29 protein-coding genes are annotated in these 23,070 nt (G+C 37.5%); 11 read left to right on the top strand and 18 right to left on the bottom strand.

The features are described 5' to 3' along the window. The coding region (locus tag GZA11_RS17045; protein ID WP_328822053.1) for an IS3 family transposase at positions 1–90 on the top strand (90 nt) is incomplete at its 5' end. A gap of 135 nt (positions 91–225) precedes the next feature. On the opposite strand, the gene GZA11_RS07515 is transcribed toward GZA11_RS17045, so the two are convergent. Further along, positions 226–978 carry a sulfite exporter TauE/SafE family protein gene (locus GZA11_RS07515; protein WP_163183366.1) on the bottom strand — a complete coding sequence of 251 codons (753 nt, stop codon included), beginning with the start codon at positions 976–978 and terminating at the stop codon, positions 226–228. A gap of 845 nt (positions 979–1,823) precedes the next feature. Here GZA11_RS07515 and GZA11_RS07510 point away from each other — a divergent pair. Further along, positions 1,824–2,480, top strand: a complete 657-nt coding sequence (locus tag GZA11_RS07510) for a hypothetical protein (RefSeq protein WP_038538813.1) — start codon at positions 1,824–1,826, stop codon at positions 2,478–2,480. Positions 2,481–2,979: 499 nt separating this feature from the next. Here the strand turns inward: GZA11_RS07510 and GZA11_RS07505 are convergent, their stop codons facing one another. The 4 genes from GZA11_RS07505 to xylA form a co-directional block, all read right to left on the bottom strand. Beyond that, on the bottom strand, positions 2,980–4,038 hold the full coding sequence (locus GZA11_RS07505; RefSeq protein WP_163183365.1) for an aldose epimerase family protein: 1,059 nt from the start codon (positions 4,036–4,038) through the stop codon (positions 2,980–2,982). Positions 4,039–4,076: 38 nt separating this feature from the next. Next, the gene (gene xylB, locus GZA11_RS07500) at positions 4,077–5,573 is read right to left on the bottom strand and encodes a xylulokinase (RefSeq protein WP_163183364.1); all 1,497 of its coding nucleotides are present in this window, start codon (positions 5,571–5,573) and stop codon (positions 4,077–4,079) included. A gap of 36 nt (positions 5,574–5,609) precedes the next feature. Then, positions 5,610–7,001 (bottom strand): D-xylose transporter XylE, encoded by a 1,392-nt coding sequence (gene xylE, locus GZA11_RS07495; RefSeq protein ID WP_163183363.1) that lies wholly within the window; start codon positions 6,999–7,001, stop codon positions 5,610–5,612. 253 nt (positions 7,002–7,254) lie between these two features. Beyond that, complete coding sequence (xylA, locus tag GZA11_RS07490; RefSeq protein WP_163183362.1) at positions 7,255–8,583, bottom strand: xylose isomerase; 1,329 nt, start codon at positions 8,581–8,583, stop codon at positions 7,255–7,257. A 259-nt stretch (positions 8,584–8,842) separates the two neighbouring features. On the opposite strand from xylA, the gene GZA11_RS07485 reads away from it, so the two are divergent. Continuing rightward, complete coding sequence (locus GZA11_RS07485; protein WP_163183361.1) at positions 8,843–10,000, top strand: ROK family transcriptional regulator; 1,158 nt, start codon at positions 8,843–8,845, stop codon at positions 9,998–10,000. 340 nt (positions 10,001–10,340) lie between these two features. On the opposite strand, the gene GZA11_RS07480 is transcribed toward GZA11_RS07485, so the two are convergent. Continuing rightward, positions 10,341–10,532 carry a helix-turn-helix domain-containing protein gene (locus GZA11_RS07480; RefSeq protein ID WP_163183360.1) on the bottom strand — a complete coding sequence of 64 codons (192 nt, stop codon included), beginning with the start codon at positions 10,530–10,532 and terminating at the stop codon, positions 10,341–10,343. A gap of 81 nt (positions 10,533–10,613) precedes the next feature. Between GZA11_RS07480 and GZA11_RS17040 the strand changes: the two genes are divergently transcribed. Beyond that, positions 10,614–10,838 carry a helix-turn-helix domain-containing protein gene (locus GZA11_RS17040; RefSeq protein WP_163183359.1) on the top strand — a complete coding sequence of 75 codons (225 nt, stop codon included), beginning with the start codon at positions 10,614–10,616 and terminating at the stop codon, positions 10,836–10,838. A 217-nt stretch (positions 10,839–11,055) separates the two neighbouring features. On the opposite strand, the gene GZA11_RS07470 is transcribed toward GZA11_RS17040, so the two are convergent. From GZA11_RS07470 to GZA11_RS07460, 3 genes are read right to left on the bottom strand one after another with little or no spacing between them, the layout of a single operon-like run. After that, the gene (locus GZA11_RS07470) at positions 11,056–11,532 is read right to left on the bottom strand and encodes a hypothetical protein (protein ID WP_163183358.1); all 477 of its coding nucleotides are present in this window, start codon (positions 11,530–11,532) and stop codon (positions 11,056–11,058) included. A 13-nt stretch (positions 11,533–11,545) separates the two neighbouring features. Continuing rightward, positions 11,546–12,139, bottom strand: a complete 594-nt coding sequence (locus GZA11_RS07465; protein ID WP_163183357.1) for a replication-relaxation family protein — start codon at positions 12,137–12,139, stop codon at positions 11,546–11,548. Further along, a complete protein-coding gene (locus GZA11_RS07460; RefSeq protein ID WP_163183356.1) occupies positions 12,075–13,343 on the bottom strand; it encodes an FtsK/SpoIIIE domain-containing protein in 1,269 nt (422 codons plus the stop codon). Before GZA11_RS07460 ends, GZA11_RS07465 begins: the two co-directional genes overlap by 65 nt. Positions 13,344–13,612: 269 nt before the next feature. Between GZA11_RS07460 and GZA11_RS07455 the strand changes: the two genes are divergently transcribed. Further along, a complete protein-coding gene (locus GZA11_RS07455) occupies positions 13,613–13,849 on the top strand; it encodes a helix-turn-helix transcriptional regulator (protein WP_163183355.1) in 237 nt (78 codons plus the stop codon). Positions 13,850–13,882: 33 nt separating this feature from the next. Here GZA11_RS07455 and GZA11_RS07450 read toward each other — a convergent pair whose 3' ends face one another. After that, entirely contained in the window at positions 13,883–14,167 is a 285-nt protein-coding gene (locus GZA11_RS07450) for a DUF4359 domain-containing protein (protein ID WP_163183354.1), read from the bottom strand. 132 nt (positions 14,168–14,299) lie between these two features. Between GZA11_RS07450 and GZA11_RS07445 the strand changes: the two genes are divergently transcribed. From GZA11_RS07445 to GZA11_RS07420, 6 genes are all read left to right on the top strand, one after another. Then, entirely contained in the window at positions 14,300–14,830 is a 531-nt protein-coding gene (locus GZA11_RS07445) for a hypothetical protein (protein WP_163183353.1), read from the top strand. Positions 14,831–15,078: 248 nt separating this feature from the next. Further along, positions 15,079–15,330, top strand: coding sequence for a hypothetical protein (locus GZA11_RS07440; RefSeq protein ID WP_163183352.1), 252 nt, complete (start codon positions 15,079–15,081; stop codon positions 15,328–15,330). Between the two features lie 131 nt (positions 15,331–15,461). Beyond that, on the top strand, positions 15,462–15,812 hold the full coding sequence (locus GZA11_RS07435) for a hypothetical protein (protein WP_163183351.1): 351 nt from the start codon (positions 15,462–15,464) through the stop codon (positions 15,810–15,812). A gap of 11 nt (positions 15,813–15,823) precedes the next feature. Continuing rightward, positions 15,824–16,303: a hypothetical protein gene (locus GZA11_RS07430; RefSeq protein WP_163183350.1), complete on the top strand. Its 480-nt coding sequence runs from the start codon at positions 15,824–15,826 to the stop codon at positions 16,301–16,303. Beyond that, entirely contained in the window at positions 16,290–16,439 is a 150-nt protein-coding gene (locus GZA11_RS07425; protein ID WP_163183349.1) for a ribbon-helix-helix protein, CopG family, read from the top strand. Before GZA11_RS07430 ends, GZA11_RS07425 begins: the two co-directional genes overlap by 14 nt. A gap of 88 nt (positions 16,440–16,527) precedes the next feature. Then, positions 16,528–16,692, top strand: a complete 165-nt coding sequence (locus GZA11_RS07420) for a hypothetical protein (protein ID WP_163183348.1) — start codon at positions 16,528–16,530, stop codon at positions 16,690–16,692. Between the two features lie 38 nt (positions 16,693–16,730). Here GZA11_RS07420 and GZA11_RS07415 read toward each other — a convergent pair whose 3' ends face one another. From GZA11_RS07415 to GZA11_RS07380, 8 genes are all read right to left on the bottom strand, one after another. Beyond that, entirely contained in the window at positions 16,731–17,567 is an 837-nt protein-coding gene (locus tag GZA11_RS07415; RefSeq protein ID WP_163183347.1) for a peptidoglycan-binding protein, read from the bottom strand. A gap of 14 nt (positions 17,568–17,581) precedes the next feature. After that, complete coding sequence (locus GZA11_RS07410) at positions 17,582–17,977, bottom strand: phage holin family protein (RefSeq protein ID WP_204317752.1); 396 nt, start codon at positions 17,975–17,977, stop codon at positions 17,582–17,584. A gap of 61 nt (positions 17,978–18,038) precedes the next feature. Continuing rightward, the gene (locus GZA11_RS07405) at positions 18,039–18,398 is read right to left on the bottom strand and encodes a DUF2513 domain-containing protein (RefSeq protein ID WP_163183346.1); all 360 of its coding nucleotides are present in this window, start codon (positions 18,396–18,398) and stop codon (positions 18,039–18,041) included. Positions 18,399–18,531: 133 nt separating this feature from the next. Further along, on the bottom strand, positions 18,532–18,705 hold the full coding sequence (locus GZA11_RS07400) for a hypothetical protein (RefSeq protein WP_163183345.1): 174 nt from the start codon (positions 18,703–18,705) through the stop codon (positions 18,532–18,534). A 2-nt stretch (positions 18,706–18,707) separates the two neighbouring features. After that, the gene (locus GZA11_RS07395) at positions 18,708–20,303 is read right to left on the bottom strand and encodes a phage tail protein (protein ID WP_163183344.1); all 1,596 of its coding nucleotides are present in this window, start codon (positions 20,301–20,303) and stop codon (positions 18,708–18,710) included. Between the two features lie 13 nt (positions 20,304–20,316). Beyond that, positions 20,317–20,577 carry a hypothetical protein gene (locus tag GZA11_RS07390; RefSeq protein WP_163183343.1) on the bottom strand — a complete coding sequence of 87 codons (261 nt, stop codon included), beginning with the start codon at positions 20,575–20,577 and terminating at the stop codon, positions 20,317–20,319. 58 nt (positions 20,578–20,635) lie between these two features. After that, positions 20,636–22,240 carry a DUF1565 domain-containing protein gene (locus GZA11_RS07385; RefSeq protein ID WP_163183342.1) on the bottom strand — a complete coding sequence of 535 codons (1,605 nt, stop codon included), beginning with the start codon at positions 22,238–22,240 and terminating at the stop codon, positions 20,636–20,638. 14 nt (positions 22,241–22,254) lie between these two features. Further along, positions 22,255–23,067, bottom strand: a complete 813-nt coding sequence (locus GZA11_RS07380; RefSeq protein WP_163183341.1) for a phage tail family protein — start codon at positions 23,065–23,067, stop codon at positions 22,255–22,257. Between the last annotated feature and the right edge of the window lie 3 nt (positions 23,068–23,070).

Raw genomic sequence — 23,070 nt, 5'->3', positions numbered from 1 at the left:
ATGACGTACTACAATCATTATCGTGGACAGTGGAATTTAAAAAAGCTGCCGCCTGTAAAATACAGACAGCAGCTTCAACAAGTTGCCTAGGCTTTTTTAAAATGTCCTTTACAAAGGGTACACTTTATAGGTATTTAACCTAGGAAAAGCCTTTTTCATTCTTGTCTAAATCTCCACTCTCTTTATTTCCTTCTACTCATGCTATTAAATACCATTTAGTATGAATCAATTAATTAGCAAAATGACCCCTGCCAAAATGGGAGTAAGAACCATCGCACTTTTTAATATAGGAAGGGGGACACTGTTGGTAAATTTAGCTCCTATATAAGAACCAATCATTGTTCCTGCTAGTACCTGGAACAGAAGTAAGGCATTAAAATAACCCTCAAAATAGTAACCTGCTCCACCAGCTATCGCGATTGGAAGAATAACGAGCATGGTCGTACCAACTGATACCTGTACAGGCAGTCCCAATGCAAGCATCAACCCAAGCTGGATGAAGGGAGCCGCCCCTATACCAAATGTGCCAGATAAAATACCTGTCATAAAACCAACTGAAGCTGCCATTATTAGAAACTTGCCAGCAGTTTTCGGTTTCCTTTTATCTGACTCTTTAAACCCGTCAACGATAAACAGTCGGACTATTAACATAACGGCAGATAAGAATAACATTCCGGCTGTAAGCCAATGGAGTGAATGGACCGGTATCCATACGGCTATTTTAGATCCAACAAAAGACATAATCGCTCCAGAAACTCCTACGGTTACTCCTGCTTTCATATCTATATTTCCTTGTCGATAATGACTGTAAGCTCCGGATAAAGTCGTAAATACCATTGCTGCCAGGGAAGTACCTAAAGCTGTGTGGATGGGCACGTTAAAAATAACCGTTAAAAGGGCAATAATAAAGCCCGATCCTCCAGCCCCAATAAAACCTAATAAAATCCCCATAAGGAACATAGTCAGTGTAATAATCAAAAGTTCTCCCCCCTTACCTGCCATTCATTCTTGATACCTGTCCAAGTCTATTATAGTATTTAATAATATTAATGGCACCAAATGGGAATTGGGGAAGGAACGGAACGCTGTATTCTTAAAACTCATTAAAGGAAAAAACGAGCAAAAAGTATTCTTCTCTATCTGCAAAACATCTTTCACTTCTTAAAAACTATTTTTTCGCCTATGATCATAAACACTAAATACTATTACTCGAGTCTAAAAAAGTAATGTTACTTGTCTGGTGTTTTTAAAATTCCTATCATTCCACAAAATTAATACGCAAATTTTTAACAACACCAAAAAGGGGCTGTCCGGAAAGTGGTATTTCAGCCGAAATCTTTATAAAAGCAAAACCCAAGAATGCTGTTAAATCAACATTCTTGGGTTTTTAATTTGGGTTCATTTTTTTCTTAAATGGACTTTTTTAGACAGCCCCTCATACTAAGAGAGGCAAGAGAAGGTTTAGAATAAATCATAGAGCGATTTGGGCATAAAAACGACGTAACAACTCCATGATTAATACACATTACTAAGAGCATGTAAAAAAAGAGATTTATAGGAAGTTTGCGCCTCTCATGGAAACTTCTAATTTTTTACCCTTAGAGTAAACACCGGTTAGCATTAATGAAGGAATTGCCTACGTCATTGAATAATTTATGTTTTTTTAGGACAAATGTAGCAATTAATGACAATTACAAAAAATAGAAAATGATTCTGGTATACTTAAATTGGTTAAAGTGATCATTTCTGAGGAGTTGTTAATCCAAAGCCCTTTAGACAGGATTCCTATAATCATTCTAGATTTATAGAAAGAGAGAATCACCATGAATAAACAAAAACATTCTGATACCCAAATAACTACACTAAAGAAGAGTTTACTTATTGTAAATGTGGCATTCTTTGCAATTACATCCTTCGCTACATTAATTACCTATCAATTTTCAGACGAGATTTCTAATCAGTCGTTAGTTAACACTGTGTATAGTATGATGTTTATTAGTGTCATCTTTTTCATATATGGTTTTTGGTTACGAAGCAAAGCTAGAGGTAATCGACCGATGGGGATCTTCAGTGGTATTTACGCCATCTTGATTAGCATTTTGCTTTTCTTCACCTCAAATGTGATGTATGAATCTGGTGTTGAGGAAGGTACCATTCAAGAGAACGTTCACTTTATATCCTTTTCGTTAATACAGTACCTGATTATCATTGCTATTTTAGCGTTCGTAATGTTCATCGTTGCATCACCAAAACTATTAAACAAGGAAATCCAGACGACAAAGACATATATTTGGGCAAGTCTACTCGGTATTGGCATCGTCATCATTGCCTTTATCGTCATGATGGTCATCAAAAATAGTATATTTAATAATCCTAGAACAGTGAAGGATACGTATAACATCTTGGTTGGTTCAGTTGGATTTGGATATATAGGTAGTGCAATATTAATTGTATTAATTCGTTCAAAGTCAAGGAATTAAGCAATAATCGTAAAATAGAGGATGATAGATTGGAAATGAAAAGTTTAATCAAATACGTTGTCCTATTTATTTGGGCAGTATTATTTTTATATTTTTATAATATGTTTATGCCGAAAAATGTTCTTTATTTTATCATAGGGATACCAGTCCTTTTCTTTAGTTCGGACTTTATTTTAAATATTTTTGACAACTCAAAAAAAGATGTAAAAAATGAATGACATGAGAAATAGACCTCCTTGAGCACTGAACGGCAATTAGGAGGTCTATCTGCTTTAGGAACCAACCTGTTAAGCTTCTATTCAAAAAGAGTTGATGAATTGTTCGATCGTACTAAAGAACCAAATATCCTAGAATAACCTATTGAAGGGACGCGAGAACAGGTATCCTTATATCCGATTTAACAAGATATAAAAATGGGAAAGGCCTCTCAGAAGTTCAGTGAACTGATTGAGAAGCCCCTTTCCATTTCCTATATTTTATTAAAGAATTTGACAAACGATTAGCTGTTTTTGATTAATCCAAACTTATATTTTGTTTGGGTTGTGTATAGTTGGTCTTTTTCTAAGAGGATGGATGGGAATTTGGGATTCTTAATCATGTTAGGAGGCTTCTGGGTTTCAAGACAAAGCCCTAAATATTTTTGTGATTGCTTACCACGGATTTTGAAATGATCTGTGAGCATATTTCCCGAATAAAACACCACAGCTGGTTCTACTGTTTCAATCTCCAACTTCCTTCCGCTTTCCCGATCGATTAACGTCATTTGATTTTGATTTTGAAGGGGTGTAAGCAAAAAAGGATGGTCATAGCCGCCTCCAACTAATGTCATTTGTGGATGCCCAGCTTCAATCCCTTTTCCAATTTGTTTGCTTTTTCTAAAATCAAAAGGAGTCCCCTCTACTAAAATAATTTCACCAGTTGGAATAAACGACGAATCTAACTCTAAGAATGCATTACTTTGCAACATTAACTCATGGTCTATAATCGTCCTTTTCAGGTTCCCACTTAAATTAAAATAGGAATGATTCGTCATATTCACGATTGTTTTTTGATCAGATTGAGCTTGATACTGAATTAGTAGCTCATTGTTTTCATTTATCGTATAGGTGACTTCAACCTGAAGATTACCTGGAAACCCCCCTTCACCATCTGGGCTCATATAAGAAAAAATAATACTAATCTCTGTATCTCTTACAACCACTGCCGAATCCCAAATAACATTGTGAAATCCGGTAGGTCCACTATGAAGATTATTTTCACCATCATTTTTCATTAAATGATAGGTTACCCCATCCAGTTCAAATGCTGAACCACCGATTCGACCGGCATGTCGACCAATGACACAACCGAAATACGGGGAGTGGTCAATATACTCCTCTATTGTATCGAACCCCAGAACAACATTCTCTTTTAATCCGTTGGAATCGGGGAGGAGGATTTCCGTAATAATACAACCATACTCTATACAAGTAAACTCCATGCCTCTCGGTGTTTCCACCGTAAACGACTTCACACTCTGACCATTAACGACCCCATAGACATTTTCAACGAACTTCACTTAATCACCTCTATATAAGCGATCGGACTGTTCCTACATCATTTTCTTAAATCAAACAGTTGGTGGTTGATCGCAACTGTATGAGGATAAATATCTTTATAGGCTCGGAAATATTTATTGTAACGTTCAACGTTTTCCGGAATTGGCTCATATACTTTGTCCATTTTAATGAACTTTTCAGCACATTCTTTAAGAGATTTAAACCAGCCAAGTCCAACTGCAGCAATCATTGCCGCCCCCATTCCAGGACCTTGTTCATTTTGCAACTTTATTACTCTTGTCTTAAAAACATCTGCCTGAATTTGAAGCCATAGCTCACTCTTAGCTCCGCCGCCAATCGAAATAACCGTATCAATCGTTTTTCCATAATTCCGGAAAATCTCTACACTCTCATTAATCGAGAATACAATCCCTTCAATTACTGCTCGAGTAAAGTCACTTTTATTATGCGAACCATCGATTCCAGTAAAAGTACCTCTGATTTTCGCATCTGCATATGGAGTACGCTCCCCTACCAAAAACGGAGTAAACAGAAGGCCATTGGCACCAATTGTTGAATGTGCAGCATCCTCTAACAAACTAGTAAACGACTGATCCTCAGCAAACGTCTCTTTAAACCAAGACAAACTATAGCCTGCAGCTAATGTAACACCCATTGTGTAGTAGGCGTCCTTTTCCCCATGATTGAAGAAATGGACCTTTCCACCATAGTCCTTTGTTCGGTCCTTTTCATATGACAGAAATACACCAGATGTACCAATACTGCAAAGTGCCGTTCCCTCAGATAATATCCCTGCACCAATCGCACCGCAGGCATTATCGGCTCCACCAGCAAATACCTTAGTTTCTTTTGATAAACCTGTTGCTTTTGCAATCTCTGGTAAAATCGTACCAACAAAGTCCCCTGTTTCCACTAATGGCGGACAAATATGACTAGGAATCTCAAAAGTTCTTAAGATATCAGCACTCCATGATTTATTAACCACATCCAAAAGGAGCGTTCCGGCTGCATCAGAGTAATCCATATGGATAGCCCCCGTTAATCGGTAACGCAAATAATCCTTCGGAAGCAAGAATACACTTGCCTTCTCTAGATTTTCCGGTTCGTTCTCCTTAACCCACATGATTTTCGGTAAAGTAAACCCCTCGAGGGCTGGATTCTTCGTAATATCTAACAACTTGCTACCTAATTGCTGATCAATTTTCTTACATTGCATAGTTGTTCTAGTGTCATTCCAGAGGATGGCGTTTCGAATTACCGCATTGTTTTTATCAAGCAACACCAATCCATGCATTTGGCCGGAAAAACTAAGCCCTTCAATATCAGCCGGATCCACTCCAGATGAACTGACGAGTTGTTTTAAAGCAGCAATTGTCTTTTCAACCCATTCTTCCGGATTCTGTTCACTGTATCCTGGTTGTTGGTGAATCTGGGGATAATCCTTCGAAACTTCCCCCTTCACAGTTCCTTCCTTATCAACTAGTAACACCTTAACCGAACTCGTACCAAGGTCTATTCCAATAACATATTTCATTGACCGTCTCTCCAAACTATTTTTAAATCTAAAAACTTAAGCGATGTGATTCCATTGCCCTTCCATTTCCTCAAGAGTTTTGCCCTTCGTTTCAGGAACAAATTTCCACACGAAAATAGCAGATAAGACACTCATTAATCCATAGAAACCATATGTCATTGCACCGCTGTATTCCATCATCATTGGATAAGTGGAAGAAATTAGGTAGTTGGCTGCCCACTGTGCTGCTACTGCAATAGCCACCGCACGACCTCGAATTTTATTCGGGAAGATTTCAGAAATAAGCACCCAGCAAATCGGTCCCCAAGACATCATAAATGAAGCAGTGTAAATAATGATAAAAACAAGCGTACTTACGCCAATCACATTGAAATACGCTAAGGTACTTACACCAAACATTCCGATTGCCATCCCAATTGAACCTACCATTAAGAGCGGCTTACGTCCCCATTTATCTACAGTCATAATGGCAACAATGGTAAAAATAACGTTAACTAAGCCCATCATAGTCGTTTGCAACATGGAAGCATCTTTTCCTGCACCCATGCTCTCAAAAATGCGTGGAGCGTAATACAATGCCACGTTAATACCTACGAACTGCTGGAACACCGATAATAAAATCCCAATGATAATAACAGTTTTGCCATAAGCAAACAGCTTTTCCGATGAAACTTCATCCACCGTTTCTTTAATTTGCTTAAGAATCAATTTTGCAGCTTTCATTCCATTGATTTTTGATAAAACCTTCAAAGCTTTATCATCTTGGTTTTTCAAAGATAAGTAACGCGGGGTTTCAGGTACTAGTAAAAGTAACAAACCGAACAAAGCTGCTGGAACACCACATGACAAGAACATGTATCTCCAACCAATGTCATTAACCCATGCCTGGCTTTCACCATTCGCAATCGAAAAATTTACAAAATAAGCAACAAGCATTCCTAGAATAATCATGAATTGGTTGAAAGAAACCAAGCGCCCCCGAACATGTGCTGGAGCCACTTCACCAATGTACATTGGACAAACAGCAGACGCCAATCCGACACCGATCCCACCTAAAATCCGATAAATATTAAACGCCAACAAAAGACCAACTGTTGGTTCACTCTTCTCAAAAAATAAAAACTCAGGGTACGCCGAACCTATTGATGAAACTAAAAAGAAGAGGGAGGCAATGATGAGTGAGTTTTTCCGACCAAACCGGCTAGCGAAATATCCGGAAATGACCCCACCAATAATACATCCAATTAAGGCACTGGAGACAGTTGCCCCATGAATAAACGCACCTAAACCTAAGCTATCAATTAAATATAGTCTTAAAGATTCCTCGGCACCGGAAATCACTGCCGTATCATATCCGAACAACAAGCCACCAATCGCAGCAACTAGGGTAATTCCAAGAAGGTATAATGAATGTGATTTTTGCTCCATAGTCTAATTAAAGGTAGAATTTCATTTTTGATTGACTACAAAACTACAACGCTTTCAATCCATCAAAAAATAAAAATCTACCTTTATCCTCCTTTTATTAATAGTAGTAGAAAATAGGGACCCGCTCTTTTATATTTCTCCATTTAGTTGTTCACGAGTCCATGAGAGGATATTACTAGAATAGAAGATTTAAACCATTTGAACTCCTAAAAGAGTCCATGTAATCCTATTTGAAAACAGAGCATTTGTATCTTTACACCTCTAAGAGGTATTGATTTAAAATGGCTTTTAAGTATTCAGTTTTTCCAGAAACATTTTTGATTTCATTGTTCAATGCATATGCTTCAAGCGTATGGAAATTTGCTTTTCCCTGAACGATGTCTAAGCCAATTCCCTCTGTGAAGCTTGAATAGCGTTTTGCGATAGCGTCTTCAATTACACGGTCTTCGATTAATTTGTGTGCCACCTTCAAACCTCTTGCGAATGCATCCATTCCGGCAATATGTGCATAGAACAAATCTTCTGGTTCAAATGAGGTTCTTCTTACTTTTGCATCGAAGTTTAATCCGCCTTTGCCAAGTCCGCCGTTTTGAAGAATTTCATACATCGCTAATGTAGTAGTATACAAATCGGTAGGGAATTCATCTGTATCCCAGCCAAGTAATGTGTTTCCTTGGTTGGCATCTACTGATCCGAGCATTCCGTTTATTCTAGCTACACGTAATTCATGCTCAAATGTATGTCCGGCAAGGATAGCATGGTTGGCTTCAAGGTTTAATTTGAAATATTCCTCTAGGCCGTATGTTTTTAAGAACGAAATTGTCGTTTGTGCATCCGTATCATATTGGTGAGTGGTTGGCTCTTTTGGTTTTGGTTCAATTAGGAATTGCCCCGTATATCCGATCTCTTTTGCATAATCCACTGCCATGTGCATAAATCGTGCAAGGTTATCAAGCTCTAGCTTAAGATCAGTGTTTAATAATGTTTCATAACCTTCACGACCTCCCCAAAATACATAGTTTTCAGCACCAAGTTCTTTAGCTGTCTCTAAACCTTTTTTTACCTGAGCTGCAGCATAAGCAAAAACGTCTGCATTGCAGGAAGTTGCTGCACCATGTACGAATCGTGGATGGGTGAACATGTTAGCTGTATTCCATAAAAGTTTCGTGTTGCTTGTTTTCATATAGTCTTTAATCATTTCAACGATTGTATCTAAATTTTTATTGGTTTCTCTCAATGTGTTGCCTTCAGGGGCAATATCACGGTCGTGGAAAGTGAAAAATGGAACATCAAGCTTTTCGAATAATTCAAACGCTGCCTCAACTCTTGCTTTTGCTAGGTCCATTCCTTTGTATTTGTCCCAAGGTCGTAACATTGTACCTATTCCGAATGGATCACTACCATCAGCAGTGAATGTATGCCAATAGGCAACTGAAAAACGCAGATGATCCTTCATCGTTTTTCCGCCAATTCGTTCTTCAGGATTGTAGTACTTGAACGCTAATGGATTTTTTGAATCTTTTCCTTCGAAAGGTATCTTGTTTACGCTTCCAAAATAAGTGTTTGCCATTGTCTGAGTCATAGTCTCTTCCTCCTAATAAAAAATCATATAGGTTTTCACAAAAGCTATTCATTTTGAACATTTTCTTCATTGTTTTCAAGTTAGTTTGTTGTTTGGATAAACTAACTTGAATTCATCATATAAAATGTTAGCGCTTTTTTCAAGAGGGAATTTTCAAATTTTTTGTACATATTAAGATAAATTAAGAAAGTTATAGTACAATATTTATAAAAACATTATTACACTTAATTTAATCAAAAAACAAACGGGGTGTTATGGAATGTATATTGCGGACCAGAACTTAGTGAAAAAAATTAACCAAAAAACAGTATTAAATCAAATCCTGGCAAACTCCCCTATTTCAAGAGCACGACTATCTGATATAACCGGATTAAATAAATCAACTGTTTCTTCTCAGGTTAATACCTTAATTGAAAAGAATCTGATTTTTGAAATCGGCCAGGGGCAATCCAGTGGAGGAAGAAAACCGGTCCTTCTCGTATTTAATAAAAATGCAGGATACTCAATTGGTATTGATTTGGGAGTAAATAATATCATTGGGATCTTAACCGATTTAGAAGGAAATGTTGTCCTTGAACAATTTGAGGAATTTAAAAATCCTTCCCCCGAGAAAACGATGGATTTATTATTGTCAATGATTCGGAGATTAATCCAGCAAATGCCAGAGTCCCCATATGGATTAGTTGGGATTGGAGTTTGCGTTCCTGGACTGGTTAATAACGATGAAAAAATTGTTTTCACTCCCAATTTAAAATGGAATGACAAGATAGATTTGAAAGGTCTGATTACGGCGGAATTTAATGTGCCTGTTTTCATTGAAAATGAAGCAAATGCAGGTGCATACGGTGAGAAGGTTTTTGGATCAGCCAAAAATTATGAAAATCTGGTCTATGTCAGTGTCGGAACTGGGATTGGGATTGGAATTATTATGAATAATAATCTTTATCGGGGCGTTAATGGGTTTGCTGGAGAAATGGGCCATATCACCATTGATTTAAACGGTCAGAAATGTAGCTGTGGAAATCGAGGTTGCTGGGAGCTGTATGCTTCAGAAAAGGCATTAATGAAGTCTCTTCCTGAAAAATATAAGGATTTATCAGTTAGGGAAATGATTGGTTTAGCTAATCAAAATGATCCAGAAATTCTTATGGAGCTACAGAATTTCGGTTTCTATTTGGGGATTGGGCTAACAAGTATTTTGAATACGTTTAATCCCGAGGCCATTATTATCCGTAACGAAATCGCCGAGGCGTTGCCAATGGTATTGAACTCAATCAGAAATTCAATTTCTTCACGAATCTATCATCAGTTAGATCACAACTATGAACTGCTGCTCTCAACACTCGGTCAAAATGCACCAGCATTGGGTGCAGCCTCCATTACAATAGAACACTTCTTGGAGACATTTACGGCGTAAAGTGTTCGGCAGATATGTCTAGAAATGCAACCCACCAAAAGTGGTCTTATGACGACTCCTTGGTGGGTTTTTGAAAATCTATGAAAAATTTAAAGAGCCAAAAAAAGACTACCTCTCACTTTATGAGAAGTAGTCTATTGATGATAAAACGTTAGTGACTGGCACTTGTTCTAATAATTCTCATAGAGAACTATTACATCATACCGCCCATATTGCTTTTTACTGTAACATCTTTCACGATAGTTTATAAAATAGCTTAACCATGCGGTTTTTCATGACTTCTATTGTAATATCTTTAACGCTGATTTACCGTTTTTCATGAACTTGCGTTACCCTTTTGTTACCCTGCTGTTACCCGATTGGTTTCCAACCATTTGTAAAAGTCTTTTGCAGCTACCCTTTTGGTATTGCCAATAGTGATTACTGGGAGTAAATTTGATTTAATAATTTGATTCGCTTCGAAATAAGAAATTTGTAAAATTTGCATGATGTGGTTAGCACTTAAAAATTTTGGTACATTTGATTTTATCATAGCTGTACTCTCCCTTTTTCCTGATTGAATCCTTGTATATTTAAAGATATAATTTAACCAAGTATTACAAGGAGGAAATCTATGGCACTCCGCAGAGGGAGATGCCGTTTACCTATACTTCTGGGTGACATGAGTCAGGCAGAGTTTGCCCGTCGGATGAAAGTTGCGGAATCTACAGTTTCGCGTTGGATCTCGGGCGAACGTGATATGCGGTATGAAAATACCGTATTAGCTGCAAGGATACTCAATTGTCACGCCGAAGACTTCTACGAATGGATCGAAGAAGACGAAGGTACACGGCATTAGGTGAAGCTTTTCACCCTCCCGCGGAGTGAATCTTGCCTATATGGCAAGGTTTAATGCAAAAACATTGGTATTAAAGTACTACTTTATATTTACCATAATAGTAGTGACAACGTTGTAGAATTTTGTCGAATTATGAACTTTTTAACATAAAGTTCATATCTCATTAAAAGTTTTTATTTCACACGGGAGTTTTTCGCATAAGCTGAGAAACTCTTTTTTAAATAGCGTTTCCCACCTGTTTTAAAACATTTAGAATAAGAGGAGATACTTGTATTAAAACATATCCTAGTCCAGCATTTTGAATACCACTCCATGCTTTATCTGTTTTACCAAACATAAAGAGGAAACACGATCCTACAATTACGACACTTGCCACCGGAAACGATAAGGCCACTAATATATCAACGACAGGGTCCAATACATGTGCCAACATGGATAAAGTTTGTTCTCCCATCCATTCTTTCGCACTCGCTTCAACTGCTATTGGTGCTGAAGCTGGGATATCTTTAGTCATAGCGAAAGCCTTCATTGTAAATCCTAAAGTACCAACTGCTCCACCACTCACTAAAGGTAAAACTGCCGCACTTGCTAATTTTGTAGTATTTTTTATTCTCCTCCTTTTTAATTCCTTTTCTTTAATTTTATATTCACCCGTCATGAAATCACGAAAATTTATTGCTTTTGATTTAGACATTTTCACACACTCCTCATTTAATGTCATTGGTAGTGTAAACGGCATGCGGTAAACCTTTACATAAATCAATTAATTTCTTCTTTCGAAACTCTGTAGTGGTAAACCAAATTAAAGTTGGTAGGTGTCCTAGTGATTCTTTTATTGCATTGTTTGAAAGTAATTTTCTGTATTTCTCAATCTTATTTCGGTTTTCTTTCATTGTTTGGTCTAAATCGACTTCCAATGCGTAATACTTTCCATTTACACGAAACCAAGCATCACAAATAATTTTTATTTCACCTAAACTTAACTCCACTTCATTTTTCCATTCTCGTGGAAATCCAGCATAAATATAAAAGTCGTTTCGCATTAAGACATGATTTACAAACTTTGTTTTCTTGCGTATTTTTTCTGAATTCACATATTCTCTGCCTTTATTGTTCAAATAATAAATAGTGGAATAATCTTCACGGTAACTAGAAAGATAAGGGGATAATTGTTTGAGGATGCGATTTGTATTGCGGATTGTGCCAAGTCTGTGGATTTTATTTATTTGATCCCGGTTAAGATAATCGAGTTTCTTTAATGATAAAAGAATTCTCTCTTGTCTTTCGTTCAACCGTTTCACTATCCAAGACCTCCTTTTTAATCATGTAAGGTTTTAATAATTCATCAATTAAACTATTTGTGATATAAGGAGTCTGAATAATATTGTGGCCGACATTTTTATAAATTCCTCTACCTGGTATTTCTGGTAAGTTTTCAGCCCCGCTCTTGTCTAATGCAGTCATTGATGCTGTAGCACTATCTAAAACAAAACACAACCTCGCAGGAATATTTCTTTTTATTTGCATTGGAATAGCTTGAGATGATGGATATTGAGTAGCATAAATAACATAATATCCTGCTCCTCTTCCCTTACGAACAATATCCGTTAAAATATCAATCGTGTCCTTGTCATCCATAATATCTGCTGCTTCATCGATCACAATGAAGTGTCTTTTAGGTATATTCGCTTCGGTAACATCTTCAAAACCTTCATCAACAATTTTTTTATAATCATTTTCCATTTTAATTTTAACTTCTTTAAGAATTTCTCTTGCTTCATTCGGATTTACTCCAAAATTTATTACTTGTTTTAGTTTTTTAAAGCGAGCAAAAGCTGATCCCCCCTTTAGATCAATTAATGAAAAGGTTACATCATTGGGTTTTGAAAGGACTAATGATACAATAATGGACTTCATTGTAACGGATTTTCCGAATCCTGTTGCTCCAGCGATAATTAAATGTTTCCGTTTGTCAAAGTCATGATAAAATGCTTCAGTTCGATTAAACCCGAGAATAACTGACCAATCTTGTTTTAACATTTCGTTGGTCCATTCAATTTTTATAGGCATAGGTTTATCGTAAACTCGAATTTTTAATAATCCATCATAAACCATTTCTACTTCTTTTTTATTAGTCAATTTTTTAGTGTAAATTTTTTTAAAACTTTTGATGAAATTTCGGTCAAATTTTATATCTTTTAAGTCTTTTAGTTCGATGACCATTGATTTTGTATTTAAACCAGCTTCAATAGCTTTTTGTTTTGCTAAATAATCTTCGAAACTTCTCCCCAACGGGATTCTATACCTGTATTCTGTTCCCCAGTCATAACTTTTTTTCTTGATCTGCTGCGCAGTTAAGGTGTTATTACCATCTTTAACATTCAAGCCTGCTAAACTAAAAATCTTATTAATTTTTTTTGAATCATCCCCTCCTCCGTTTTTACTCAAATATGCTTTTAATGAAATTGCTCCAAAAATCGTTGTTGTAACAATTTCAAATATCATTCGATATATATCCTCCCTTCCGCGCCACCTCTTTGTTAATTACGAAGTAATTAATTCCATTGATCTGGAATGGATAAAACATCGTCAAAAACCTTGATATATCTACTTCTGGAATATTCTCAAAAAGTATGTTGAGGTGGAAATTGAATTGGTATATTTAAACGGTATTTAGCATGGATTGTCCAATATTCCACTTTTTTGCACTAGGTTTAAAAACGGGATTTTTAGACAAGACTGTTATCAAAACTTGACTAGGGAGAGTGCAAGAAATGTTTGGAGTATTTTTTGGACTCGGAAAAACAAGAAGCAAATTTGGCAAATGGGTTGATAAAAAAGGGTTAACTCAGAAAGAAATTGCCGAAAAAGCAAATGTAGGAAGAACAACAGTTTCAAATATGTGCAGCGATCCTAATTACCGGCCGAGAATTGAAACATGGGTAAAAATCCAACGTGCGTTAAGATCAATGGGATATAATGTGGATAAGGATGACTTCTTCGGAATGTAACAAACCCTTCTCGCTGATTGGAGAAGGGTTTTATTATTCCGGAATATGAAGCCAAAAGAAGTGATTAAATATACCGATGGCTTTTAGGTATTCTTTATCCTTATCATCAAACCTGGTTTCATAAACAGTAAACAAGCCGAAATTTTGTTTAGTTGTAAAAGCACTAACTAAAGGACTCGCAAATGCTCCAAGAATAGGGTGTCCATCACTAGATATTTCCTCTTTTACAAACGAAACATAATCTGCTTTAGAAGGGTTGGATGTAAGAGCGATTAAACTAATTGTGAAAATAAGTATTAAAATAAATTTTTTCTTCATAAAATTCACCTGTCTTTTTTATAAGTATTTACTAGTGGTGATTTTTTTATTCAAAACCTTTCTTAAAAAAGGAGGATTTTCATTACATATGTCGAAATGAAATTATGCCACAAAAGTAAGGAGGAAATACCCGTGAAGAAAGTATTAATTTTATTAATGGTTGCGCTCTTTTTAACAGCATGCACACAAGAGTCAACCGAACCAGTAAACAAACCTAAAGAAGAGGAAAATATCAAAGCTAAAGAAGAACCTAAAAAAGAATCTAAAGAAGAAAAGAATAAGGATGAAGGAAAAAGCGAAAAAGAATCAACTAAAATAGATACCTCTGTATTTGCCTATGCTAAAAAGGTCGATGTTACGGATGCCATTGATATTAATCAACATGTAACAGTGTTTGTAACAATGAGCGAAGAACTTACACCAGGATTGGCCACTCAACACGTATTAAATCAATCGTATGACTTTTTACAACAGGAGGATATTAAAGGAGCCAAAACGGTCACTATTGCAGTTAAACAAGGTGATATTAAAATTGCTCAAATAACTGTTAATAAAGATAATTTTGTTCCTAATGACACCGAACCAATGGCTTCTGTTGTATTAAAAGCAGCAGAAATAGATATGATGAAACCTGAGATTAAAGATTTTATAAACAGCTTGTGAAAGTCCCTATCTTAGGGGCTTTTTATGTAGGAAGCGAGGTAGAAAAATACACTGGATTCGAACCTTTTGGGATTGGTTTTGGTATTTTCGTAAAGGTAAAATTAAATACCGTGTGTTAGATTTTGGGGATACATACTGCGCGTCAGCACATAATGGTAATATTTCAGTTTGGAATTGTTATGGAAGCACACCGGAACAGGCAATAGAAATAGCGAAATACAGAATGACACTAGCAGGAGGAAATCTAAATGAATGTAACGATTGATATACATTTCTCTGCGACTGGAGGTAAGGTACTGAAATCCGGCAGTTTCCCGCTGCGTGGTCGAAAGCCTGAATATATAGCTTATCAATTCTGGAAACAAATTCAAAAAGATCAACCGTTTGAGATACAATTAGAAAACATCATTTTAAACGGAGATCAGGATATCACGGATCTAGTATTGGATTTAGAGCAGCAAGAGCAAAATAAAATCATGAATACTGATTTACCTTTCTAAGCCCAAATACAGGGCTTTTTCTTTTGCCCGCTTTTGACTGAATAATTTTAACAAAATTACTTAAACTACTTTACAGATTGTATATCAAATGATATACTATAATCAAAGATAAAGAAACGGAGGTAATCAAAATGAGAAACAAAATAATCATGGCAAACGCTTGGGAATTTGCTCGCAGAGGTGCTAAAAAGTTCGGCGGTAAAGTAAAAGAGTACTTTGCGGAAGCGTTAAAATTGGCTTGGTCATTATACAAAGCCCAAAAGGAAATAAAAGGCGGACAGATCGCTGGAGTCGCTCCTTGGTTTTTACAAAAAACTTTTAACAATCCAAGTGTTGTACATCAAATCCAACATGAGTCTATTTACAAAATTAAAAAAGCAACAGAAAAAGCTTATCTAATTGAAGCAATTGCAATATTTGAAAACGGAAAACTAGAAGTTAAAAACGAATTTTGGGCACCTAAAAGTGTAGTAGTTGCATAAAAGGTGATGAAATGCCTAAAAAACGAATCGATTTAACAGGAAAAAAATTCGGGCGCTTGACAGTGATCGAAGAATTAGAAGAAAGAAAACAAGGTCGTATTGTATGGCGCTGCCAGTGTGACTGTGGAAATGAATTAAATGTACAAGGAATTTATCTTACTACAGGGCAAACACAGTCTTGTGGTTGTTTAAAAAAAGAATTAGATAATAAAAACTTGCGTGAAGAATACGAAAACAAGCGTATTGATGGTGTTGTCCTCCCTCTTTTTAAAGGGAAGAAACCAAGGAAAGATAGCTCCACTGGATATAGAGGTGTAGCTAAATACTATACACGCAAATCAAAGGAGGTACGTTATAGAGCTTGGATTACGGTTAATGGTAAGCAATATTTCAAGTCAGGATTTAAAACACCAGAAGAAGCCTATTACAACGGGCGTTTAAAATTAGAAGAACTATATTTACCAAAGGAGAATGAAAATGAAAAACGATAGCACATTTGTAGTTAGATTACCAAAAGAGGATCTGGAAAAGTTAAATGAGATACTCAAGAAAAAAGCAATTAACCGGTCAGAATTATTCCGGATTTGGGTAAGAAAATATATCGAAGAAAACGAAAAAAATCAATAAAAAGTGTTGATTTTGTATATCATATGATATACAATAAAGATACAGCAAGGGATTACAAAAAAAATAAAAATTAAAGGAGGAAACAAAAATGGTAAAAGTAATGTATGAAGACATTTTGGTAGGAGAGGTTTTAACAAACCGCAGCTTAACGGTGGATGAAGCATTAGAACTAATCAATTTTAACGAAGAAAAATTTATCACTGACAACGGATTCGATGACATCGATTACAACGATTTTAGATTAGTTTACTAAGTAACTTAGCCCCCTCTCAAGCGAGAAGGGGCTTTTTGTTATGCAAACAATTTTTCAAAAGTATTTTTGCCCACAATCGCATCTTGTGCTAGATTATGAGCCTTTTGGAAAGCCAAAACCGCTGCAGCAGTACCGCTACCGAACACACCATCAATCCCTTTAGGATCATATCCTTTGCAATATAAAACGGCTTGTACAATCCAAGTGATATTCCCTTTTGCTCCTTTTCGGACGGATACACAAGCCGCCTTTGTTTTAGGACCCCAAACACCATCTACAACCAACCTAGCACCGAATTGTTTATTTAACTCGGTCTGTAAGCCTTTTAGGAGTGCTTGTCTTGTTTTAGGACCATATAAACCGTCAGTCTTAATCTTGGCATTATAACGGCTGTTAAGTGTCTCTTGAATTGTAGCAATCACATTATTTTTAGCTGGTACCGGAGCTGGTTTAGGCACTTCCATATTTGGCGACTGATTGAATGTATCGGTGCCATAACCTTTGTAATTGTATTGAAGATGTGGCTGATCCTTAAAACTTTTCCAATCGCCACCCCATTCAAATCCTAGCCATTTTGCTTCTGCAATTGCCTTTTGAATTTCAGCTTTTCCGTACCAATCCCAATGTGTATTTCCTTTATCGTCTACCGGCACAAAATCCAAAGCTTGTCCAACAATATGATAAGAGCGCATCGTTTTAGATGCGCCCTCCCTTACATATTTTTGTTGTGTTTCCTTTGTACGAATAGTTTCGTAGATCAATACATTGATATTATTGTCCACTAAGTATTGATACCATTTAATAGCCGCTGCTTTAGTATGATCTGCTAACTTTTCGAGATTTTCACGGTTTCTTTTATCATAAAATAGAGCCATTTATTATCCTCTCCTTAATTTGATTTTCCTTTTAAAACATTGATTGCATTCTTGATTTGGTCTGGTACAGGCAAACCTGTTCTCCCGGCATTTTCTAAAATCGATAACAACTCATTACCCAAATAAAAAAAGATGATCGCATTTTGAATCATGCTACCATCTCCAATTGCTTTATCGATTAAATGACCAACCGCAACTAAACAAAAAATCATAATCTTTTTAGCAATTCCCTTAAATCCGACTTTGCTACTTAACTTGCCCTCAACTCCGCTAGCAAGTAATCCAGTAACATAATCGATAATGACAAGGGCAAGTAATATTTGTAGCAATACGCTCCACCCCCCGAATAAATAACCAACTACTGCACCTGTGCCAGTAAAAATTGTTTTATAAATGATTTCCCAGCTCATTATTTACCTCCTTGCTTTAATATTAAGAAAAAAAGCACCCCGAAGGATGCTTATATAATTTCTATTCCATTCCTAGCGATTGTTTTATCTGCGTTTTACCAAGTTCAATCAACATATCTATATATATGTCTGCTTCTTCTATCCCTTTTCTTTTAATGAAGTCCTTTGTTTTCTCCCACACACTATTATTCGAAAATGTTTGCAAGAATTCATTACCTTTCCACTCTAATTGTGCAGCAGACAATAGAACTTTGTCTTTAGTTGGAGTTTCTTTAAAAGAAATTAAATTTTCTTTTCTCATAATCTTTAAATGGTAATAATAAAGTTTATCTTCCTCTGAGTCCCATTTAATACTACTTTTGTATTTCCCTTCAGATAATTCAATAATGATTTCCCTAACTAGTTCCATATCTCTCTTCATAAACATATCCCCTTCCAACTATTAATATCGTAGCAATTTAGAAATAGGGGCATCATATATCCCTTTTCTAAAATTGCTTACACTATTAATATCGATTGAAAATTGGAAGTTCGGATATGTTTTAATAAAAAATTCACTTTAAAATTAATTGCCTGGATTCCATGTCCACTTTGTACTGCATAATGTCGATTTCATTAGGCATGTAAAAAAAATAATCATACTGCCTAGAGGGAATAATATTCACCCCAGCATAGGCATCAGTTATATTTCCTAGTTCGTCTGTATCACAGAATACTAAGTATCCCAATATTATCCCTCCTTGTAGATTCCTATTATTCTTGCAAGAGCTTCCGAACCATTTATGCCAGACCACAATTTGACATATAAACCTATTAATTCTCCCGTTGGTACTCCAAGATCAATGGTTAATATCTCTCCGTAATAAGCAATTCCACTATTAGGGTCCGAATGATTAGTAATTTTTTGAGCTAAAACAGTACCAGGGCCCCAATTGACCACTTCAAAACCTATATTGTTTCCAGATGGAGACAACATGCCTACAATCATTTTCAAGTAACGGCTGTCATGTTTAAACATATAAGCTTCGCAAATTTTATGGGTAGTATCACTATTAGACCACCACCATCCATTAATACTTATTTCAGAGTTTCTAAATGGTGGATTATGAGGCATTATCCCAAATTCATTTTGTAGAGCTCCACCTATGATAACTGGATATCCGTCATCTCTTTCCACTCTAATTAGTCCCCTGTGTACATCAATTCCCCCAGCTCCAATATGGACATATGCATTCGGATCTTCCGGTGAGATATACCAATCACCAGTATGATCGCTGTAATGATCACTGTTACGATAAAGTCGTTTAAGTTTCAGCGTTAAATTTCCATCATCATCCGTCAGCTGCTTTAGTGTCTTCGATGTTTGCTGAAAGGATGTCAATACCTTCGTCATGCTAGGTTTATAATTTGCCAAAACTATAGACGGCGATTTATAACTTTCCGGATAATCCGTGTATTCTAAGATTCGGACTGTTGCATCAATACCTAAACCCTCATGAATCAGGAAAATCGTATCGCCTAAATCATATTCATGTACAGGAATGCCTTGCTTTTTTAGCTCAATTACTTCGATATCAATAACAATATTTGGTGTGTCATTCAAGATCTTCTTCAAATGCTCTTTCAAACTGGTTACATTCGTAAATCGTTCATCCTTTACTGGTGGGGCATGGCGAATACCATACACAGACGCATTAGGAGACGTATATTCTACCGTAATATCTTTTCCAAACCCTTTGATATACGTGCTAACATTCGAGCTATCAATATCCTTATACAGTGTTTTGATGTTATGTTTGTATCGAAATTGTGCATCACGGAAGGCGCCAATTTGGTTTTTGAGTGTAACCTCTCGTGGACCTGTTATTTCGTATTCTGCCCCATATCGGTCAAGTATCGTTTTAAACAATTCTAACGCTGTACCATCGCCAAAATTTTCGAATTCTACACTATTAAATGCTCCGTGATTTACCCAAGTCCAATCTGTCACGCTAAACACATGATTGAGCGCTTGAACAATGTTTATTGATCCGGAAATTGTTTCGTATTGATAATCGTCAATAATATCAAAAAATACATGAGGAGCCGTTACTTCTTTAACCGGCGTGTGACCTTTGGTATATTCACGTACTTTCTTAATCCTGAATTCCTGACCATCATATTCCACTACAGATTCTTCTTCCACCAAAGGAAATGAATGTTTGTTACGCTCGGTTTGGAAAACAAAAAAAGAGAGGGTAAATTCACCATTCACCACTCTCTTTCGTTGTATAATTTTGTAATCTGTTAGCATTTCTGTTTGCCCATTTAAATTTGTGACAATCAATTAACCACCTCCCTTAATAAAGCTTCAGCATTGGTCTTTGAGGAATCAGGGTTCTCAAAGCGTTTTTCTCGCTCACCGTTTTGATGACGTATTCCTCGCCGTCAAATTCAACGATGGATTCCGTGTCGACCATACCGAAGGAATGCACGTTTGTTTCGTCGGGTATAACAAAAAAGGTCAACGACTTCTCGCTGTTAACCTTTCTTTTACGGATGAGTCCGCGTATATTCGTTAATAACTCCGTATTGCCTGCGAAATCTGTTATCGTTAGCAAATGCGGTTACACCTCCCGTTCTTAGTGCGCAGTTTGTTCCGATAGCGCTATAGATTAATCAGAGTTGGTTCGTGATAATAAAAGTGCCAGACCCCTGCTTAGTGTCAAATTGCGTGTTATCGACATACATTGTCGTTCCGGACATAGCGTAGAGATTGTACTTCGACCCGAAAGAGATACAAGCGTTTACCCACATCTTCGCACCGCTCTGTTGAGCGACGAAATCGCCGTTCGTGGCATCATCAAGACCGGTCAATGAGTCGAATGCGATACATCCGAGGTTGAGCGACTCTGTTCCGGGTTGAACATCTGCCACGTTCGCTCCCATGTTTTTGTAATATTGACCATTGACGCGAATACCCTGCGCTCCAGCGTGTGCTGTCGATCCATTGTTCGTGTTTGGCGAGAGTGTGTTCGGGATGCCGTTGTAAGCACCTACGCAATCAACTTCGATAAACTTCGGCGCTGTCACGAGCGCTGACGCGCTGTTGTATGCTGTGTAGTTGAATCCGTCTTTGCGGCTATGCAACGCCCGACAGTTTTGGAAAAACGCTTCGTCCGCCCCGTCAATGTTCACCGCGTCACCATCCACATTCAATCCGGTCGAGTGAAGGAAGTCGCAATTTTTCGCATAGACGCTCAATCCGTTCGACGCGTTGATTCGATCCAACCAAAGGTTGCCGTTGTTACCACCAAAAATGGTCAAATTTTCGAGATAAATTTTGACGTTTCCGAGTGAATTATTGACTTTGAAATGTTGTGCCGAGAGTAAAGGTAGTACTTTTTCGGGATTTGGAGAGTTCGAATCTAAGGAGTGAATGAATAGCGTGGTCGCATCCGTGTAGTAAGACCCCGGCAAGGCATCGCACTCCGCTAAGGTATTCTTCTTTTGGTATTTGTAGCCAACCGGGTCGAACGTCAAGTCGATGACTTCCGCAACGTTGGTACGAGCCGTTTGATAAACGTTTGTCTGTCCTGCCGTTTTGGTGTATGTGTGTTTGTCCGATAGAGGAATGATGACTGTACCTTCGCCAATGATGTTCAATGACTTTTGCAAGACCGAGATACTTTGCCAAGAAGAATCGCGGTAATAAATACCCGGCTTCATTTTAATTGTGTCACCGCTCGATGCGGTTTGATATGCCTTTTCGAGCGACTTGAACGGCGCGACTTCTGTACCAGCATTTGTATCTAGACCGTTAACAGGGTCTACCCAATACGTGTTCGTACTGACGTTTTTAAACACTGACACATCGAAATCTGTCGTGAACTTCGTCCCGTTCGTGAAAAGTTTGATTGGCGCACTCTGCCACGCGAATCCAGCAGGAAGCTGATAAGGTTGAAAACCACTCGAATCTAACTCTCTCCGAATTGCTTGTTGATTGCGCTTTCTGTCGGTCGTCACTTTAGAGTCGAGCGCGGTGACGGCGCTCACTTGCGCTTTTTCCGCCAACTGCGCATCGACAGAATCTAACCGATCTCGTAAAACAGGATGTCCACCACGTGCGTCAACGACCTCAGACGGCTGCGGCGTCTTAGTTATTAAATCGTCAACACGCTTTTTCTGCGTTTGTATATCCTTGTCAATATCTTCGAAGTTTTGGTTTAAATCGTTACGAAATACACGGTTAAATAGCGTACCTAGTGTTCGATATTTCCCCACGTATCATCACCGTCCTATAAGTAATAAAATCGAAAGTCGAATTTAACCGTAAAACTTCCGCTCGCCCCTACGACCGTAAAGTCGTTCCAACCCGGCGCAATCGTAATCAGTTTCCGGTTCGTATCGCGAAGAATGGATAAACCGTTTTTAATGGCGCGGACGCCCGTCAACTTGACGACATCACTTGCGTTGGTATTTCCCGTATATTTCCACATGTCGCCTGTTGTCTCGTTTTTGATCGTCAAATCGCTCGACGCCCCAGTAAACGTAATATCAAGCGTCATATTGCGAGGGTTTATCGCAATATCGCCCGCGTTGTACACACGAAATGACGGCGAATTAAACGTATAAATTAAATCGTCAGCCGTTAACCCTTCGCCAAATTGCCATAACTCCGCGTCAAAGGTAAAGGCGTCTTGCGTCGTACCGATAGATTCGGCAAAACCGCTATAAGCGATAAATTCGACGTCAAAAAAGCCGTATAAAAATTGTTGGTCGAGTCCGAATGTGTCCGCCACCTTAACCAGCCACCGCTTGCCTGGATTACGCGACTCGATTACGTAAAATGCCTCATCCGACAGAAACATTCGGAATATCTCATCACGCATTAGCGCATAATCATCGTAGTCCACCGCTTTTGCATAAAAAGAGGCGCTAATCGGGCGCGGGTCATAAACCGTACCCATGTCGATTGCGCCGTGCATACCTTCAACCTGTTCCGTATAGTGGCGGGGCTTCGGCGCTGACACGTTAAAATCACGCGTAAATATGCCTAGCTCCGCTAAATCGTAAGTCGTGCCATTTAGTCGCTGTATAATCGTGTTCATCGC

Source organism: Neobacillus sedimentimangrovi (assembly GCF_010614825.1).
Taxonomy (GTDB): domain Bacteria; phylum Bacillota; class Bacilli; order Bacillales; family Cytobacillaceae; genus Neobacillus; species Neobacillus thermocopriae.
Note: the sequence above shows the minus strand (reverse complement) of the source record. Positions and strands in the feature narration are given on the sequence as shown.

Bases quoted from the DNA above. Each gene is read 5' to 3' on its own strand.
- GZA11_RS07510 (WP_038538813.1), top strand. From the start codon at position 1,824: ATGAATAAACAAAAACATTCTGATACCCAAATAACTACACTAAAGAAG.
- xylB (WP_163183364.1), bottom strand. From the start codon at position 5,573: ATGAAATATGTTATTGGAATAGACCTTGGTACGAGTTCGGTTAAGGTG.
- xylE (WP_163183363.1), bottom strand. From the start codon at position 7,001: ATGGAGCAAAAATCACATTCATTATACCTTCTTGGAATTACCCTAGTT.
- xylA (WP_163183362.1), bottom strand. From the start codon at position 8,583: ATGACTCAGACAATGGCAAACACTTATTTTGGAAGCGTAAACAAGATA.
- GZA11_RS07485 (WP_163183361.1), top strand. From the start codon at position 8,843: ATGTATATTGCGGACCAGAACTTAGTGAAAAAAATTAACCAAAAAACA.
- GZA11_RS07480 (WP_163183360.1), bottom strand. From the start codon at position 10,532: ATGATAAAATCAAATGTACCAAAATTTTTAAGTGCTAACCACATCATG.
- GZA11_RS17040 (WP_163183359.1), top strand. From the start codon at position 10,614: ATGGCACTCCGCAGAGGGAGATGCCGTTTACCTATACTTCTGGGTGAC.
- GZA11_RS07470 (WP_163183358.1), bottom strand. From the start codon at position 11,532: ATGTCTAAATCAAAAGCAATAAATTTTCGTGATTTCATGACGGGTGAA.
- GZA11_RS07460 (WP_163183356.1), bottom strand. From the start codon at position 13,343: ATGATATTTGAAATTGTTACAACAACGATTTTTGGAGCAATTTCATTA.
- GZA11_RS07455 (WP_163183355.1), top strand. From the start codon at position 13,613: ATGTTTGGAGTATTTTTTGGACTCGGAAAAACAAGAAGCAAATTTGGC.
- GZA11_RS07450 (WP_163183354.1), bottom strand. From the start codon at position 14,167: ATGAAGAAAAAATTTATTTTAATACTTATTTTCACAATTAGTTTAATC.
- GZA11_RS07440 (WP_163183352.1), top strand. From the start codon at position 15,079: ATGAATGTAACGATTGATATACATTTCTCTGCGACTGGAGGTAAGGTA.
- GZA11_RS07435 (WP_163183351.1), top strand. From the start codon at position 15,462: ATGAGAAACAAAATAATCATGGCAAACGCTTGGGAATTTGCTCGCAGA.
- GZA11_RS07430 (WP_163183350.1), top strand. From the start codon at position 15,824: ATGCCTAAAAAACGAATCGATTTAACAGGAAAAAAATTCGGGCGCTTG.
- GZA11_RS07425 (WP_163183349.1), top strand. From the start codon at position 16,290: ATGAAAAACGATAGCACATTTGTAGTTAGATTACCAAAAGAGGATCTG.
- GZA11_RS07420 (WP_163183348.1), top strand. From the start codon at position 16,528: ATGGTAAAAGTAATGTATGAAGACATTTTGGTAGGAGAGGTTTTAACA.
- GZA11_RS07415 (WP_163183347.1), bottom strand. From the start codon at position 17,567: ATGGCTCTATTTTATGATAAAAGAAACCGTGAAAATCTCGAAAAGTTA.
- GZA11_RS07410 (WP_204317752.1), bottom strand. From the start codon at position 17,977: ATGAGCTGGGAAATCATTTATAAAACAATTTTTACTGGCACAGGTGCA.
- GZA11_RS07405 (WP_163183346.1), bottom strand. From the start codon at position 18,398: ATGAAGAGAGATATGGAACTAGTTAGGGAAATCATTATTGAATTATCT.
- GZA11_RS07380 (WP_163183341.1), bottom strand. From the start codon at position 23,067: ATGAACACGATTATACAGCGACTAAATGGCACGACTTACGATTTAGCG.